The 16,473-nt window shown below is 62.0% G+C and carries 12 protein-coding genes; 8 read left to right on the top strand and 4 right to left on the bottom strand.

Annotated features, from left to right (window positions below; all coding sequences use genetic code 11):
* The first annotated feature begins 91 nt into the window (after positions 1 to 91).
* The gene (gene hemE / locus ACQ4WQ_RS26785; RefSeq protein WP_071075009.1) at positions 92 to 1,177 is read left to right on the top strand and encodes a uroporphyrinogen decarboxylase; all 1,086 of its coding nucleotides are present in this window, start codon (positions 92 to 94) and stop codon (positions 1,175 to 1,177) included.
* Positions 1,178 to 2,019: 842 nt separating this feature from the next.
* On the top strand, positions 2,020 to 4,071 hold the full coding sequence (locus ACQ4WQ_RS26780) for a primosomal protein N' (RefSeq protein ID WP_436501226.1): 2,052 nt from the start codon (positions 2,020 to 2,022) through the stop codon (positions 4,069 to 4,071).
* Between the two features lies 1 nt (position 4,072).
* Here the strand turns inward: ACQ4WQ_RS26780 and ACQ4WQ_RS26775 are convergent, their stop codons facing one another.
* A complete protein-coding gene (locus ACQ4WQ_RS26775; RefSeq protein WP_436501224.1) occupies positions 4,073 to 4,963 on the bottom strand; it encodes an ArgP/LysG family DNA-binding transcriptional regulator in 891 nt (296 codons plus the stop codon).
* A gap of 130 nt (positions 4,964 to 5,093) precedes the next feature.
* Here ACQ4WQ_RS26775 and ACQ4WQ_RS26770 point away from each other — a divergent pair, with 130 nt between their 5' ends.
* Complete coding sequence (locus tag ACQ4WQ_RS26770) at positions 5,094 to 6,542, top strand: dihydrolipoyl dehydrogenase (RefSeq protein WP_436501222.1); 1,449 nt, start codon at positions 5,094 to 5,096, stop codon at positions 6,540 to 6,542.
* A gap of 165 nt (positions 6,543 to 6,707) precedes the next feature.
* A complete protein-coding gene (locus ACQ4WQ_RS26765) occupies positions 6,708 to 7,829 on the top strand; it encodes an HD-GYP domain-containing protein (RefSeq protein WP_436501220.1) in 1,122 nt (373 codons plus the stop codon).
* Position 7,830: 1 nt separating this feature from the next.
* Here ACQ4WQ_RS26765 and ACQ4WQ_RS26760 read toward each other — a convergent pair whose 3' ends face one another.
* Positions 7,831 to 8,316, bottom strand: a complete 486-nt coding sequence (locus ACQ4WQ_RS26760) for an SRPBCC family protein (protein WP_305061105.1) — start codon at positions 8,314 to 8,316, stop codon at positions 7,831 to 7,833.
* Positions 8,317 to 8,525: 209 nt separating this feature from the next.
* Here ACQ4WQ_RS26760 and ACQ4WQ_RS26755 point away from each other — a divergent pair, with 209 nt between their 5' ends.
* Positions 8,526 to 10,586 carry a UvrD-helicase domain-containing protein gene (locus ACQ4WQ_RS26755; RefSeq protein WP_166448575.1) on the top strand — a complete coding sequence of 687 codons (2,061 nt, stop codon included), beginning with the start codon at positions 8,526 to 8,528 and terminating at the stop codon, positions 10,584 to 10,586.
* 11 nt (positions 10,587 to 10,597) lie between these two features.
* On the opposite strand, the gene ACQ4WQ_RS26750 is transcribed toward ACQ4WQ_RS26755, so the two are convergent.
* On the bottom strand, positions 10,598 to 10,954 hold the full coding sequence (locus tag ACQ4WQ_RS26750; protein ID WP_436501218.1) for an addiction module antidote protein: 357 nt from the start codon (positions 10,952 to 10,954) through the stop codon (positions 10,598 to 10,600).
* The gene (locus ACQ4WQ_RS26745; RefSeq protein WP_436501216.1) at positions 10,951 to 11,337 is read right to left on the bottom strand and encodes a type II toxin-antitoxin system RelE/ParE family toxin; all 387 of its coding nucleotides are present in this window, start codon (positions 11,335 to 11,337) and stop codon (positions 10,951 to 10,953) included. Before ACQ4WQ_RS26745 ends, ACQ4WQ_RS26750 begins: the two co-directional genes overlap by 4 nt.
* A gap of 158 nt (positions 11,338 to 11,495) precedes the next feature.
* On the opposite strand from ACQ4WQ_RS26745, the gene ACQ4WQ_RS26740 reads away from it, so the two are divergent.
* The 3 genes from ACQ4WQ_RS26740 (at position 11,496) to ACQ4WQ_RS26730 (ending at position 16,402) form a co-directional block, all read left to right on the top strand.
* Positions 11,496 to 11,714, top strand: a complete 219-nt coding sequence (locus ACQ4WQ_RS26740; RefSeq protein WP_034753936.1) for a SlyX family protein — start codon at positions 11,496 to 11,498, stop codon at positions 11,712 to 11,714.
* Between the two features lie 154 nt (positions 11,715 to 11,868).
* Positions 11,869 to 14,025, top strand: coding sequence for a M3 family metallopeptidase (locus ACQ4WQ_RS26735; protein WP_436501214.1), 2,157 nt, complete (start codon positions 11,869 to 11,871; stop codon positions 14,023 to 14,025).
* Positions 14,026 to 14,251: 226 nt separating this feature from the next.
* A complete protein-coding gene (locus tag ACQ4WQ_RS26730; RefSeq protein ID WP_436501212.1) occupies positions 14,252 to 16,402 on the top strand; it encodes a M3 family metallopeptidase in 2,151 nt (716 codons plus the stop codon).
* The last annotated feature ends 71 nt before the right edge of the window (positions 16,403 to 16,473 follow it).

Below are 16,473 nucleotides of genomic sequence, written 5' to 3'. Positions count from 1 at the left end.
GCGTGGCAAATGCTGCAAAGCGGCACCGGAATCAATGAAATGGCAGCGATTGGATGCGATAATACCGCTTCTCCAAGCTCGATTGCCTGCCATGCCACAATTTGCTCCGCTCCAGAATGATACTTTCCTGCGCGCCCTGTTGCGCCAGCCGACCGAGCACACCCCTGTCTGGCTGATGCGCCAGGCGGGCCGCTACCTGCCCGAATACCGCGCCACGCGCGAGCGGGCCGGGTCCTTCCTGGGCCTGGCGAAGAATCCCGATTACGCCACGGAAGTGACCTTGCAGCCCCTGGAGCGTTTCCCGCTCGACGCGGCCATCCTGTTTTCCGACATCCTGACGGTGCCGGACGCCATGGGCCTGGGCCTGTATTTTGCCGATGGCGAAGGCCCGAAGTTCGAGCGCCCGCTGCGCACGGAGCAGGACGTGAAGGCGCTGCAAGTGCCGGACCTGGAGTCGCTCGACTATGTGTTCAAGGCCGTCACGCAAATCCGCACGGAACTCAATGGCCGCGTGCCGCTGATCGGTTTTTCCGGCAGCCCGTGGACGCTGGCGTGCTATATGGTGGAAGGCGGCGGCTCGAAAGAGTTCCATACCATCAAGAAGATGCTGTACAACCGCCCTGACCTGATGCATCACATCCTGGCGATCAACGCCACCTCCGTGGCGCAATACCTGAATGCGCAAATCGATGCCGGCGCGCAAGCTGTGATGATCTTCGATTCCTGGGGCGGTGCGCTGGCCGACGGCGCCTACCAGGAATTCTCGCTGGCTTACATGCAGCAAGTGGTGGCGCAGCTGAAACGCGACAAGGATGGCGTCAAGATTCCCGCCATCGTGTTCACCAAGGGCGGCGGCCAGTGGATCGAGCAGATCGCCGACATCGGCGCCGATGCCGTGGGCCTGGACTGGACCGTCAACCTGACGCGCGCGCGCCAGCTGGTGGGACATAAAGTGGGCTTGCAGGGCAATCTCGACCCGGCCATCCTGTTCGCCAGCCCCGAACAGATCCGCGCCGAAGTGGCGAAAGTGCTCAACGCCTTTGGCGCGCCGTCGGCCGGCACGGGCCACGTGTTCAACCTGGGCCATGGCATTTCCCAGTTCACGCCGCCGGAATCCGTGGCAGCGATGGTGGAAGCCGTGCACAGCATGAGCCGTGCCATGCGCAGCGGCCAGTAAGTATTTGTTTTCCCCTGGCGCAGCAAAGAAAAAGGCAGGCTTTCCAGTGGAAGCCTGCCTTTTTCTTTGCTGCGCCTTAGCAAGAAATACCGACTTATGCACAATTTTTTTTGCTGCGGAAATAAGAGGCAGTCGAAAAGCCATGCCCGGGGATGGCTCGCAAGTACTTGATTATTAAGAGATAAAAAATAGCTTGTTCGGCGGACTTTGTTGCTATTGATAAGGTTATTCTTTCGTTCGCTGGCCTTATTCCTTCATTGTCCACAAAGTTATCAACAGATTCTGTGGATAAAATTGAAAAGTATTTTGTTAACCGATACTTAGCGACGATGTTCAGGTTTCACCTGAAGTGCATGTTGCAGTGCATGATAATTGAACAATGTTTCGCCGTCCGTCAGGTAAAACCGAACGCTTGCCCGGCAATTGTCAATTTTGCCGCATGGGGCCCGAGTTTTTCCGCATAGGGCGCATCAAAACGGTGCGGATTGCTGTATAAAAAAATCATAAATGGTTCAGTTATGCACAGCGGCGGAAATGCCCCACGGATTTATCGCTTCCTGGGCATCAATTTTTAAGTCATTGATTTTTAATGGTTAATTTTTCTTGCGTGCCGCTCTTGACGGCGATCGAAATTTTCTATCCACATTTTCCTGAAAGTTAATTTTGCTTTGTCCACAAAGTTATCCACAGAATTTTCTTCTGGCACGATGACCCGCTGTCCTGCCTGCCGTTAGGCGTTTGAGGGGCGAAACAAGTATCATGGCCCGCTGGCTTGATGCCGGACATCCCGCCGCGCCATCGACCCTGCGGCGCGCTTTTTTATTGAGATAGGCCATACCTCCATGTCGCAGTGCATTTTGACGTCGTGCATCCTGAACATCGCGCTCGACACGCCCCTGAACGCCTTGTTCGACTACCGCTGGAACGCGGCGGCGGATGCCGGCGCGGACGCGCCGCTGCCGCAAGTGGGACAGCTGGCGCTGGTGCCGTTCGGCCGGCGCGAAGTGATGGGGCTGATCGTCGGCGTGTCCGACAGCACCGACGTGCCCGCCGCGAAATTGAAGGACGTGCTGGCCGTGCGCAGCCAGCTGGCGCCGCTGTCGGAGCAGTGGCTGGCGCTGGCCGCCTTTGCCGCCGATTACTACCAGCGCCCGCTCGGTGAAGTGGCCTTGCCGGGTCTACCGAAGAATTTGCGCGTGCTCACCACCGTGGCGCTCGACCGCGCCATCAAGAAGCTGGGCAAGCTGGCCGATGCGCATGACGGCACGCCGCTGAACATGCCTGCGCTCAATGCTGCCCAGCAAGAGGCGGCGGACGCCATCGGCGGCGCCCAGGGTTTCAAGCCGACCCTGCTGTACGGCGTGACGGGCAGCGGCAAGACGGAAGTGTATCTGCAAGCCTGCGCCCAGGTGCTGGCGCGCGAGGACGATGCGCAAATCCTGATTCTGGTGCCGGAAATCAATCTCACGCCTCAGCTGGAAGGCAATATCCGCGCGCGCTTTCCCGGCGTCATGCTGGCCACCCTGCACAGCAGCCTGTCCGAAGGCGAGCGCATGCTGCACTGGCTGGCCGCCCACCAGGGCCAGGCGCGCATCGTGCTCGGCACGCGGCTGGCCATCCTGGCATCGTTGCCGAAATTGAAATTGATCGTCATCGACGAGGAACACGATCCTTCCTACAAGCAGCAGGAAGGCTTGCGTTATTCCGCGCGCGACCTGGCCGTGTGGCGCGCCTGGCAATTGCAGATTCCCATCGTGCTCGGTTCGGCCACGCCGTCGCTGGAAAGCTGGCACCATGCACAGACGGGGCGCTACCGCAAGCTGGAATTGCGCGAACGGGCCGTCAAGAATGCGGTGTTGCCGCGCGTCAAGATTTTGGACATGGAGCGCGACAAGCCGAAAGATGGCCTGACTTCGCATCTGGTAGCCGCCTTGAAATTGCGTATGGAACGGGGCGAGCAGTCGCTGCTGTTCCTGAACCGGCGCGGCTATTCTCCCGTGATCTGCTGCGAATCGTGCGGCTGGATCAGCAATTGCACGCGCTGCACCTCGTTCATGGTGCTGCACAAGCCCGAACATCGCTTGCGCTGCCACCATTGCAGCCTGGAATTGCGCATCCCCCGCCATTGCCCCACCTGCGGCAACGTCGACCTGCAGCCGCTGGGACGCGGTACGCAGCGCGTGGAAGAGGGCTTGCAGCAACTGTTTCCAGAGGCGCGCATTCTGCGCATCGATGCCGATTCCACGCGCAAGAAGGGCAGTGCGCAGGAAGCGTTCGACACCGTGCACCGGGGCGAAGTCGATATCCTGATCGGCACGCAAATGGTGGCCAAGGGCCACGATTTCAAAAAGCTGACCCTGGTCGGCATTTTGAATCCGGACACGGCCCTGTTTTCCCAGGATTACCGGGCCAGCGAACGGCTGTTCGCGCAATTGATGCAGGTGGCGGGCCGGGCCGGGCGGGCCGCGCAGACGGAAGGAGGCAGCGTCAGTGAAGTGCTGATCCAGACGCGCTATGCGCGCCATCCGCTGTACGACGCCGTCGTCAACCACGACTACGACCATTTCGCCACGACTCTGCTGGAAGAGCGGGCCCAGGCGGCGCTGCCGCCGTATCTGTTCCAGGCCCTGCTGCGCGCGGAAGCGCCCGAGCTGGCCACGGCCATCGAGTTCCTGCAGGCGGCGAAAGAGTGCATGGAACACCCGCAGGTGACCATCAATGACCCGATTCCCATGAGCATGACGCGCGTCTACAACGTGGACCGCGCCCAGCTGCTGCTCGAATCGCCTTCGCGGCCCGCGCTGCAGGCGTTTTTGAAGGAATGGTTGGCGGAGTTGCGCGCCATGAAGACGCGCGTGAAATGGTCGCTGGAAGTGGACCCGCTCGATATTTAAATTACTGCAGGTAATCGCGCGCCGATTTGACGATCTGTTCCGACAACAGCTTGGTAAACGGCGTGTCCAGGGTCCACGCGTGCCAGCTCAGCGGCACGTCCAGGGTGCTGCCCGGCATCAGGTCGACCAGCCGGTCCGTCGCCAGCGCCTGCGCGGCCAGGCGCTGCGGCATCAGGCCGTAGGCCAGGCCATCCTGGACGCAGCCGCGGCGCGCCGCTTCCACGGGTAAGGTGTGGTGCGGAAACGGTTCGCGCATGCTCAATTGTTCAGCGAGGAAACGCGCCAGCAAGCCGTGCTGGCCCACCACGGCCGGCGCCAGTTGTACCGCCTCGGCAATAAAGCCATCGCCGAACCAGTGGCCCGCAAACACGGGCGTGGCCACGCAGACGTAGCGCAAGGTGCCCAGCGGGGTGACGCTGGTGGCGGCGGCCGCGTCGATCGCCGTGCCGGATTCGGCCGCCACGCAGCCGAACACGGAGCCGTCGCGCACCATCTGCAGGGCGCTGTCGCTGTCGGCCAGGCGCACGTCGAGCTGGCAGCGGGGCGGCGCCAGCAAGGCGGACAAGGTGTCGGGGAACCACGTGGCCAGGCTGTCGGCATCGATCGCGATGGCGATTTCCGGCATGCTGACGCTGTTGCCCAGGTCGATGTCGAGCGATGCTTCCATCAGCTTGACGTTGCGGTGATGCACGATCAATCGCTGGCCCAGGCCCGTCGGCACGGCCGGCTGGCCACGGATGATCAAGAGGCGCCCGCTGGCGTCTTCCAGCGCCTTGATGCGCTGCGAGACGGCCGACTGGGTGATGCCCAGCGCCAGGGCGGCCTTGTCGAAACTGCCATGGCTTGCCACGGCGTCCAGCACGGCCAGCGCGCGATAATCGATTGATCCCATTAGCTCAGCTTATAAATTTTGAAAATGATTAGTTATACTAATGCATATATTGCAGTAAAGTAAAACCTTATTTTCGGCAAACGGGTAGTATCGGACGCTGTGAGCAATCTGAACCGGGAGTAACAGCAGCATGAAGACGATACAAGTGGATGTGGCCGTGATCGGCAGCGGCACGGCCGGCATGACGGCGCACAAGGCGGCGTGCATGCAGGGCAAGCGCGTGCTGATGATCGAAAGCGGGCCGTACGGCACGACCTGCGCGCGCGTGGGCTGCATGCCCAGCAAACTCTTGATCGCGGCGGCCGAGGCGGCCCATGCCGTGGCTGCCGCACCCGCTTTCGGCGTGCATCCGGGCCCCGTGCGCATCGACGGCCGGCAGGTGATGGCCAGGGTGCGCAGCGAGCGCGACCGTTTTGTCGGCTTCGTGCTCGACGGCGTCAACGCCATCCCCGAGGAAGAAAAACTGCGCGGCCATGCGCGTTTTATTTCCCCCGGTACATTGCAGGTGGATGAGCATACCTTGGTGGAAGCTGCCAGCGTGGTGATCGCCACCGGTTCCACGCCCATCGTGCCGCCCGAGTGGCAGGCGGCGGGAGAAAGAGTCATCACCAGCGACGCCGTGTTCGAATGGGCGGACTTGCCAAAGTCAGTTGCCGTGGTCGGCAGCGGCGTCATCGGCCTGGAACTGGGCCAGGCGCTGGCGCGGCTGGGCGTGCGCGTGACCCTGTTTGCGCGCGGCAATAAAGTCGCGCAGCTGACGGACCCGCTGGTGCTGCGGGAGGCCGATGCCGTGCTGGCGCGCGAACTCGATATCCGTTTCATGACCCAGGTCGCGCACATGGCAAAAACGCCGGACGGCGGCGGCATTTTGCTCACCAGCCGCGATGACGGGGGCGTGGAAAAAACCGAGCAGTTCGAGTACGTGCTGGCCGCCATCGGCCGCCGCCCGAACGTGGACAAGATCGGCCTGGACACGGCGCAAATCGAGCTCGACCGCCACGGCATCCCCCTGCATGATCCGCACACCATGCAGTGCGGCAACAGCGCCATCTTCATCGCGGGCGATGCCGACAACGCCTTGCCGCTGCTGCCCGAGGCGGCCGACGAGGGCCGCATCGCGGGCGGGAACGCGGCCCGCTACCCCGAGGTGAAGCCGGGCTTGCGCCGCACGCCGCTGGCGATCGCCTTCACGGAACCGCAGATCGCCACCCTGGGCGCCACCTACCAGCAATTGTGCGTCAGCCACGCGGGCCGCTTCGCCGTCGGTGCCGTGTCGTTCGGCAACCAGGGCCGCAGCCGCGTGATGCTGCAAAACCAGGGTTTGCTGCGCGTGTATGCGGAGTTCGGCAGCAAGCGCTTTCTTGGTGCCGAGCTGATCGGTCCACGGGCGGAACACCTGGGCCACTTGCTGGCTTGGGCATGCCAGGCCCAGCTGACGGTGCCCGCCATGCTCGACATGCCGTTCTACCACCCCGTCATCGAGGAAGGCGTGCGCACGGCCTTGCGCGAGCTGGCGCTGCACCTGGAAAAAGACCCGGAACATGCGCCCGGCTGCGCCGATTGCACGCCAGGACCTTGAATGCAACTTTATGATTTACATAATTTTGTAGACAAGCGCACATGATTGCGCGATCATCGCTGCCACATTGAAATATTGATTAAAAGCAAAAAACATTTCAATTGGTACTCGCCGCTGATGCCAGGATGGTAAAAACAAGCGGGTGCAGGCGATGATGGAGACGATGTGAAAATTCGGCGCATTTACGCGGGAGAACTCGCCCTGGGCGTGGCCTTGCCCTGGGACGTGCATGGCGAGACGGGCAGCTTGCTGGCCAAACTGGGCCATGTCATCAGCAGCGAAAACCAGATCGCATTGCTGCTGGCGCGCGGCGTCATTGCCGATACCAGCGCCGACGTGCCGCGCACGGCGACGGAAGCGCCGTCGGCCCTGCGCATGCTGAACCTCGTCACGGCGGGCCTGGCCCTCGTCTTGCCGGCCATCGCCGCAGGACAGGCGGGCAGCCACCTATCCCTGGCGCCGCTGGCGCAGCTGGTGGAAGAGGCCGTTGTTCTGGACGCCGACGTGGCGCTGGCCTGCATCCTGCACAACCAGGGCGCGGGCGACTTTGCCGTGCGGCACAGCGTCGATACGGCCGTCATCACGGCCCTGCTGGCGCGCGCGCTGAAGCTCGATGACGATGTGATCCGCAGCGTGGTGCTGGCCGCGCTGAGCATGAATGTGGGCATGCTGGAGCGCCATGCGGATTTCCAGCACAAGGCGGGTCCGCTGGACGCGCAGGAGCGCGCCTATTTGCGTGCCCATCCGCAAGCGGGTGTCGACTTGCTGCGCGCGGCGGGCGTGACGGACGCCGTCTGGCTGCAAGCCGTGCTGCAGCACCATGAAAATATCGATGGCAGCGGCTATCCGCTGGGCACGCAAGGCGAGGCGATCGGCATCGGCGCCCGCTTGATCATGCTGGCCGACCGCTATTGCGCGCGCGTCTCGAAGCGCAGCTATCGCCAGCCTTTGCTGCCGAACGTGGCCTTGCGTGAAATGCTGATGGCCGACAAGGCCACGCTGGATGCGCCACTGGCGTCGCTGCTGGTGCGCGAGCTGGGCATCTACCCGGTCGGCACCTTCGTCAAATTACTCAATGGAGAAATCGGCGTCGTCACGCGCAAGGGCTTGAATGCCACCACGCCCCACGTGCAGTCGCTGATCGGCCCCCGCGGCGCGCGCCTGGACGTGCCGCTGCGGCGCGATACACGCGTGGACTTGCACGCCATCCGCGAAGTGCTCAGCGCGGAGCAGGCGGGATTGCAATTTAGACCCGACCAGTTATGGGGCCGCAGCGCGCGCGTTTGATTTAGTTCAGCAGACCTGCATCCAGCCGTCCCTCGAGCGCCAGCTCGCGCATGATGCGCACGGTGTCGATGTCGGATTCCTTGTAGGCGGAGCGGCGGAAGTCGTCGTACAGGGCGTTGGCCGCATCGGTGGCCGCGTCGTGGCCGTCGTCGTACTGGAAGCGCACCCACAGGCTCGCTTCGTCCGGCATCTCGATGGTCATGACCAGCGAGGAGGCGCTGATATCCTGTTGCGCCGGCACTTCGTAGCGCACCTGCAGTTGCGGCACCAGCACCACCTTGTCGTTGATGACCAGCTCGCCATAGCGCAGGCTGCGCGCGAAACCGGCATCGCTGCGCTCGCTGATCTGGCACTCGTCCAGGTGCGGCACGAACAGTTTCGGCGACTCGGCACGCAAGACCAGGCCGCGCCAGACCTGTTCCAGGGTCAGGGTGTCGATCAGCGGGTTCAAGGGATCGTTGATTTCAATCAAGTGTTCAAATTTCATGGGACTGCCATTCGGTAAGTGGGCGCGCGCGGGCGATATAGGCGGAATGGTACTCCAGGCGTGGCCGCGCCGCACGCATTGCATGGGTCAAGGTGGCGCCATATGGCGATATATCAATGCCATTGCCTGTTTTTCAGGCATGCCCCATCGTGCAAATGGCGGGCGCGACGCTGTTACAATGGGCTGCTGTTCCCTGCGGAAATACCCTGATGTCCAAAGCACCACAGTTCGGTCTGAATGCGCCCCAAAGCGAAGCGGTTACCTACCTCGACGGCCCTTGCCTGGTGCTGGCGGGCGCCGGTTCGGGCAAGACGCGCGTGATCACGCAAAAGATCGCCCACCTGATCGAAGACCGGGGCTACGACCCGCGCACCATCGCCGCGCTGACCTTCACCAACAAGGCGGCGCTGGAAATGCAGGAACGCATCGCCAAGCTGTTGAAACAGCCGCGCCAGGCCAAGCAGTTGACGGTGTCGACCTTTCACTCGCTGGGCGTGAAAATCCTGCGCCAGGAAGCCAATGGCGTGGGGCTGAAGGACCGCTTTTCCATCATGGACAGCGACGATTGTTTTTCCCTGGTGCAAGACCTCGCCATTACCACCGATAAACAGGTGATCCGCGGCATCCAGAACGCCATGTCCCTGTGGAAAAATGGCCTGATCGATCCGGACATGGCGCTGGCGCAAGCCAAGGATGAAGATGAAGCGAACGCGGCGCGCATCTACCGCAGCTATGTGGCAACGCTCTCCGCCTACCAGGCCGTCGATTTCGACGATCTGATCCGCTTGCCCGTGGAACTGTTCCGCAACAACGGCCCCGTGCGCGACAAGTGGCAGCGCCGTTTGCGCTACCTGCTCGTCGACGAATACCAGGATACGAACACCTGCCAGTACGAACTGGTCAAATTGATGGTGACGGGCATCGGCAAGAAGCCGATGTTTACGGCCGTGGGCGACGACGACCAGGCGATCTATGCGTGGCGCGGTGCCACCGTGGAAAATTTAAAAACGCTGGAAACGGATTTCCCCGATTTGAGGGTGATCAAGCTCGAACAGAATTACCGCTCCACCATGCGCGTGCTCAATGCGGCCAATGCCGTCATCGGCAACAACCCCAAACTGTTTGAAAAGTCGCTGTGGTCCGAGCACGGCCTGGGCGAGCCGATCAAGGTGCTGGGCATGCAGACGGACGAGCAGGAGGCGGAGCAGGTCGCCATCATGATCTCGGCCGACCATTTCGAGCGCAAGAACAAATTTTCCGATTACGCGATTCTGTACCGGGGCAACCACCAGGCACGGATCATCGAGCAGTGTCTGCGCAAGGAACGCATTCCGTACACGATTTCGGGCGGCCAGAGCTTCTTCGACAAGGCCGAGATCAAGGACATCATCAGCTACCTGCGCCTGTTGGCCAACGAGGATGACGACCCCGCCTTCATTCGCGCCGTGACGACACCGCGCCGTGGCGTGGGGCAGTCGACCTTGGAAGTGCTGGGCGCGTTTTCGGGGCAGTGGCAGTGCTCGCTGTTCCAGGCCGTGTTCAAGGGCGGCATCGAGGCCAAGCTGACGGACCGCCAGCTGGGGCCGCTGCGCGACTTCTGCAACTTCATCAACGACCTCGAGTCGCGCGCCAGCCGTCCCGGTGCGGCCGGCAGCGGCGACAACGCGGCCGAAGTGCTGGACGACATGATGAAGGAAATCCACTACGAATCGTATCTGTACGATGCCTTCGAGGAACGGCAAGCGCAAAGCAAGTGGCAGAACGTGCTGGAATTCGTCAACTGGCTCAAGGAACGGGGCCGGGGCGGCAAGGACCGCGATGGCGAAGAAAAGAATGTGCTGGAACTGACGCAGATGGTGGCCCTGATGACCATGCTCGAAGGCAAGGACGAGGAGCAGGATGCCGTGCGCATGTCCACCCTGCACGCGTCGAAAGGGCTGGAGTTTCCGCACGTATTCCTGGTGGGCGTGGAAGAGGGGATCTTGCCGCACAAGGGCGACCCTGACGCGCCGGCCGAAACCATCGCCGCGCGCATCCAGGAAGAGCGCCGGCTGATGTATGTGGGCATCACGCGGGCCCAGCGCACCTTGCACATTACCTGGTGCAAGAAGCGCAAGCGTGCCGGCGAGCAAGTCCATTGCGACCCGTCGCGTTTCATCAAAGAAATGGAACTCGACGTGGGCGATGCCGTGCCGACGGAAGCGGAAGTGATTTCGCCGAAAGAACGGCTGGCGCGCATGAAGGCCTTGCTGGCCGCGCCGAAAGTGTAATTAAGGAAGGTTCACGCTTCCACGGCGCCGTCCGGCGTGGTTTTCGGCACGATGGCCAGCTGCATGCCCAGCGCATCGAGCATCTTCAAAATGGTTTCAAAGCGCGGCTTGCTGCCTTCGCGCAAGGCTTTATACGCGCCTTCGCGCGTGATGTCGGCCCGGGCCGCCACCTTGCCCATGCCGTAGGCGCGCACCACGTCGTTCATGGCGGACTGGAACAGTTCGGCGTTGCCGGTGGCGACGATTTCGCTCATGTAGGCGGCCACGGCGGCCCTGCTGGTCAGGTGTTGCGTTGGATCAAATTTGCTAAGGCCTAAGGCTTCCAGGTCGTCGAGGTCGAAGGTGTCATGGTCGATATGGTGGTTCATTTCTTTCGTGCTCCTGTCGATGGGCTTGCCGCCGCTTTCCGGATGGCTGCCTGCCGGGCTTTCAGCTCCCTGAGGATCGCTTGCGCCTGTTTGATGTCGCGTTGCTGGTTCGATTTGTTGCCACCCAACAGCAGCAAGATCAGGCTGCCCAGGTTGGTCTCGTGAAAATACACGCGCCAGCCGGGTCCCGTCTGTAAAAAACGCAGCTCGCACACGCCTTCGCCCACTGGCCGCCAGTCGCCCTTTTTACCATGCTGCAAATGCTTGATGCGCGCATCGATGGCGGCCGCCGCCACATCGTGCAGGGAATCTTCCCAGCGCCGGTATTCGGCCGTCTTGCGCGTATCGATCAGTATTGGTTCGGGTGGCGTTGCTGTGTTCATTGTAATCGTTTGTTCTCATTCGTCAAGCGGCTTGAGCCCATACAGGAAGAATAAACAGAAATCGGGGCCCGTCCGGCGGCGAATGGACGCAGTTTGCCCTGGCTCACGCCGCTGCGGCGGTAGAATGCCGCTTTCAGTCAGGAATCACCGAGAGCACCATGGACAATGCAGAACAGATGGAAGTACGTTTCGTCGATATCGAAATCAAGCTGGCGCAGCAGGAAGACCTGGTCGAGTCGCTGAACCAGATGGTGTACCAGCAGGGCAAGCGCATCGACCAGCTGGAAGCGATGCTGCACAAGCTGGGCGAGCATGTGCGCGACGGGGCGCAGCAGGCGAATGGCGGGCTGGTCAACGAACGTCCGCCGCATTATTAAATCGGCATCGTAGTGCGGGGCGCATGAACACCGTTCATCACTGGCAGGCGCGCTACCACCGGTAGTTGCTGGTGACGCAAGTGTGTCAGGCTGTTATTATTTCAGGCTGGCCCGCGACACAATCGCGGCTCTCTTGCGTTCCTTGAAAGAAGACATGACCCGTCCTACAATGCTCGTCATCGCCGCCAGCCTGATGCTGGCGCCAGCCGCCGCCGCTTTTGCCGCCACCGCCGCTACCACCGTGCCCGCCGCTACCGCCGCCTTGCCCGCCTCGAACCCGTTTGCGCAGGCGAGCAGCCTGCCATTCAACTATCCACCGTTCGACAAGGTGCAGGACGCCGACTACGCGCCCGCCTTTACGGCAGGCATGGCCGCCAACCTGGCGGAAATCAACGCGATTGCGAATAACAAGAAACCGGCCACGTTCGACAACACCATCGTGGCCATGGAACGCTCGGGCCAGTTGCTGAGCCGCGTGCGCACCGTGTTCTCCGTGATGTCCGGTTCCAACACGAATGACACGATCCAGGGCCTGGAACGCGAACTGGCGCCGAAGATGGCGGCCCACAGCGACGCGATCATGCTCAACGACAAGTTGTTCAAGCGCATCGACACCCTGTACGCCAAGCGCGACAAGCTGGGCCTCGATGCGGAATCGAAACGCCTGCTGGAACGCTATCACACCGATTTTGTCCGCGCCGGTGCCAAACTGTCGGCGCTTGATAAGGAAAAGCTGCGCGCCTACAATGGCCAGCTGGCTGCCCTGTCGACCAAGTTCGCGCAGAACGTGCTGAAGGAATTGAACGCTTCGGCCGTCGTCGTCGACACGCGCGAAGAACTGGACGGCCTGTCGCCGGCCGCCATCGAAGTGGCCGCAGGCCTGGCCAAGAAGCGCGGCCTCGATGGCAAATACGTGATCGCCCTCGTCAACACGACGGGCCAGGCGCCGCTGTCGCTGCTGACCAACCGCGCCGTGCGCGAACGCATCATGGCCGCTTCGCAAGCGCGCGGCAGCCGTGGCGGCGAGTTCGACAACACCGAGGAAGTGCTGGCACTGGCAAAGCTGCGCGCCGAACGTGCCGCGCTGATGGGCTACCCGAACTACGCTGCCTACTCGCTGGAAGACCAGACGGCGCACGACACCACCGCCGTGAACGCCCTGCTGGGCGAACTGGCGAAGCCGGCCGTCGTCAATGCGCGCCGCGAAGCGGACGATATCCAGAAGGTCATCGATGCGGGCAAAGGCGGCTTCAAGGTGGGCGCCGCCGACTGGGCGTTCTACAGCGACAAGGTGCGCGCGGAACGCTACAACTTTGATGAAAATCAGTTGAAACCGTACTTTGAAATGCACAGCGTGCTGACCAAGGGCGTGTTCTTTGCCGCTGGCAAGTTGTACGGCCTCACTTTCAAGCAGCGCACCGACTTGCCCGTTTACACGTCCGACATGCTGGTGTACGACGTCTTCAATGAAGACGGCACGCAGCTGGCCATCTTTACGCTTGACCCTTACGCGCGCAGCAACAAGCGCGGCGGCGCTTGGGCGAATGCCTACGTGGGCCAGTCGACCTTGCTGAACCGCAAGCCGGTGATCGCGAATAACCTCAACATTCCAAAGCCGGAAGCGGGCCAGCCGACCCTGATGACGTTTGACGAAGTCAACACCATGTTCCACGAATTCGGTCATGCGCTGCACGGCATGTTTTCGAACGTGAAATACCCGCGCTTCGCCGGCACCAGCGTGCCGCGCGACTTCGTCGAATACCCGTCGCAAGTCAATGAAATGTGGGCGCTGTGGCCGGAGGTACTGCAAAACTACGCCAAGCACTACCAGACGGGCGCGGCCATTCCGGCCGAGCTGCTGGCCAAGGTGACGGCGGCCGACAACTTCAACCAGGGCTACAAGACCACGGAATACCTGGCATCGGCCCTGCTGGACCAGCGCTGGCACCAGCTGACCCCGGCACAGATCCCCACCGATGTGCTGGCGTTTGAAAAAACCGCCTTGACGGAAGCGGGCGTCGATTTCGCCCCGGCGCCGCCGCGCTACCGCACCACGTATTTCTCGCACGCTTTCGCGGGCGGCTATTCGGCCGGCTACTACGCGTATCTGTGGTCGGAAAAGCTCGATGCCGATACGGTCGAGTGGTTCAAGGAAAACGGCGGCCTGACGCGCAAGAACGGCGACTGGTTCCGCAATAAACTGCTGTCGCGCGGCGGCAGCGCCGATGCGCTCGACATCTACCGCAATTTCCGCGGCCGCGATGCGAAGATCGAGCCGCTGCTGGAACGCCGTGGCTTGAACGGCAAGTAATGCCTCCCCAGCACTAGCCTCGTCTGTGCTGAACATCAATGGCCGCCCGGCAATGGGCGGCCATTTTTATTTGGCGATTTTGATTGTTCGCCGTGGTAAACCGCGCATTTGGCGGGATGCACCACAGGATCGCCCATGTTGGATGACGCCTGTGTGACAGGCTGCTATGATCTGCCACTGGCCCGCGACGCGATCGCGGTTCTTCCCGCGCTTCCTGAAAGATGTCATGATCCGTCCACAACTGCTCGTCATCGCCGCCAGCGTCATGCTGGCCCACGCCGCTCCGTCCGCCATGGCCGCCGCCGCAAAATCCGCGCCTGCCGCCGCCGTCAGCGCCCAGAACCCCCTGCTCAAAGTGAGCCCGCTGCCGTTCCAGATGCCGCAGTTCGGCCTGATCAAGGACGAGCACTACGCGCCGGCGTTTGCCGAAGGCATGAAACGCCAGCTGGCCGAAGTCAATGCGATCGCCAACAACCGCCAGCCGGCCACGTTCGAGAACACCATCGTGGCCCTCGAGCGCACGGGACAGTTGCTGCACCGCGTGCAGAGCATCTTCAGCAACATGACCTCGACCAACACGAACAGCGTGCTCGAAGCGGTGGAAGTGGATGTGTCGCCGAAACTGGCCGCGCATGGCGACGCCATCACCCTGAATCCGAAACTGTTTGCCCGCATCGACACCCTGTACGCCAAGCGCGACAAGCTGGGCCTCGATGCCGAATCCCTGCGCCTGCTCGAACGCTATCACACGGATTTCGTGCGCGCCGGCGCCAAGCTGTCCGACGCGGACAAGGAAAAACTGAAAGCCTATAACGCCGAGCAGGCGGGCCTGGAAACGGCCTTCGCGCAAAACGTGCTGAAGGAAACGAATGCCAAGAGCATCGTCGTCGACACGCGCGCCGAACTGGCGGGCATGACGGACAGCGATATCGACACGGCCGCCGCGGCCGCCAAGGAACGCGGTTTGACGGGCAAGTTCGTCATCGCCCTGGTGAACACCAGCGGCCAGCCGCCGCTGGCCGTATTGACGGACCGCAAGACACGCCAGCGCCTGATGGATGCCTCGCTGAACCGGGGCAGCCAGGGCGGCGAGTTCGACAACCGCGCCATCGTGCTGAAACTGGCCAAACTGCGCGCCGAACGGGCCACCTTGCTCGGTTACGCCAACTACGCCGCGTATTCGCTGGAAGACCAGACGGCCAAGACGACGACGGCCGTCAACACCCTGCTGTCGGAACTGGCCAAGCCGGCCGTCGCCAACGCGCGCCGCGAAGCGGCCGACCTGCAGCAAGTGGTCGACACGGAAAAAGGCGGCTTCCAGGTGGCTGCGGCCGACTGGGCCATCTACACGGACAAGCTGCGCAAGCAGCGTTTCAATTTCGATGAAAACGAGCTGAAACCGTATCTGGAATTGAACAGCGTGCTGAACAACGGCGTCTTCTTTGCCGCCAATAAACTGTATGGCATCAGCTTCAAGGAACGCAAGGACTTGCCGGTGTACAACCCGGACGTGCGCGTCTACGACGTTCTGGATGCCAACGGCAAGCCGCTGGCCCTGTTCATCGCCGATTTCTATGCGCGCGGCAACAAGCATGGCGGCGCGTGGATGAATGAATACGTGTCGCAGTCCAGCTTGATGGGTACGCATCCCGTGGTCGCCAACCAATTGAACATTCCGAAACCGCCGGCCGGCCAGCCGACGCTCTTGACGTTTGATGAAGTGACGACCATGTTCCACGAATTCGGCCATGCGCTGCACGGCATGTTTTCAAACGTGAAATACCCGCGCTTTGCCGGTACCAGCGTGCCGAGCGACTTCGTCGAGTACCCGTCGCAAGTCAATGAAATGTGGGCCGTCTGGCCGGAAGTGCTGCAAAACTACGCCAAGCACTACCAGAGCGGCGCGGCCATGCCGCAGGAATTGCTCGACAAGGTCACGGCGGCGAAGAAATTCAACCAGGGTTTCATGACCACGGAATACCTGTCGGCGGCCCTGCTGGACCAGCGCTGGCACCAGCTGGCGCCGAGCCAGATCCCGACGGACGTGCTGGCCTTTGAAGCGGCATCCTTGAAGGATGCGGGCGTCGACTACGCGCCGGTGCCGCCGCGCTACCGCACCACGTATTTCTCGCACAGCTTCTCGGGCGGCTATTCGGCGGCCTACTACGCCTACCTGTGGTCGGAAAAGCTGGACGCGGAATCGGTCAACTGGTTCAAGGAAAACGGCGGCCTGACGCGCAAGAATGGCGACTGGTTCCGCAGCAAATTGCTGTCGCGCGGCGGCAGCGTCGATGCGCTGCAACTGTTCCGCGACTTCCGCGGCCGCGACGCCACCGTGGAGCCGCTGCTGGAACGCCGCGGCTTGAACGCCAAGTAAGACGCCCTCGTCAGAAGCTTGCGTTGCGTTGACCTGGCGCACGCAAGCTTTCCGTGCCGGCGGCGTAGAAT

The organism is Janthinobacterium goodfellowi (assembly GCF_051380695.1).
Classification (GTDB): Bacteria; Pseudomonadota; Gammaproteobacteria; order Burkholderiales; family Burkholderiaceae_D; genus Janthinobacterium.
The sequence above is the reverse complement of the archived record's forward strand: the minus strand, read 5'-3'. Positions and strand labels throughout refer to the sequence as shown.

Excerpts from the sequence above, each read along its gene's own strand:
- hemE (WP_071075009.1), top strand. The coding sequence starts at position 92 with ATGCCACAATTTGCTCCGCTCCAGAATGATACTTTCCTGCGCGCCCTG.
- ACQ4WQ_RS26780 (WP_436501226.1), top strand. The coding sequence starts at position 2,020 with ATGTCGCAGTGCATTTTGACGTCGTGCATCCTGAACATCGCGCTCGAC.
- ACQ4WQ_RS26775 (WP_436501224.1), bottom strand. The coding sequence starts at position 4,963 with ATGGGATCAATCGATTATCGCGCGCTGGCCGTGCTGGACGCCGTGGCA.
- ACQ4WQ_RS26770 (WP_436501222.1), top strand. The coding sequence starts at position 5,094 with ATGAAGACGATACAAGTGGATGTGGCCGTGATCGGCAGCGGCACGGCC.
- ACQ4WQ_RS26760 (WP_305061105.1), bottom strand. The coding sequence starts at position 8,316 with ATGAAATTTGAACACTTGATTGAAATCAACGATCCCTTGAACCCGCTG.
- ACQ4WQ_RS26755 (WP_166448575.1), top strand. The coding sequence starts at position 8,526 with ATGTCCAAAGCACCACAGTTCGGTCTGAATGCGCCCCAAAGCGAAGCG.
- ACQ4WQ_RS26750 (WP_436501218.1), bottom strand. The coding sequence starts at position 10,954 with ATGAACCACCATATCGACCATGACACCTTCGACCTCGACGACCTGGAA.
- ACQ4WQ_RS26745 (WP_436501216.1), bottom strand. The coding sequence starts at position 11,337 with ATGAACACAGCAACGCCACCCGAACCAATACTGATCGATACGCGCAAG.
- ACQ4WQ_RS26740 (WP_034753936.1), top strand. The coding sequence starts at position 11,496 with ATGGACAATGCAGAACAGATGGAAGTACGTTTCGTCGATATCGAAATC.
- ACQ4WQ_RS26735 (WP_436501214.1), top strand. The coding sequence starts at position 11,869 with ATGACCCGTCCTACAATGCTCGTCATCGCCGCCAGCCTGATGCTGGCG.
- ACQ4WQ_RS26730 (WP_436501212.1), top strand. The coding sequence starts at position 14,252 with ATGATCCGTCCACAACTGCTCGTCATCGCCGCCAGCGTCATGCTGGCC.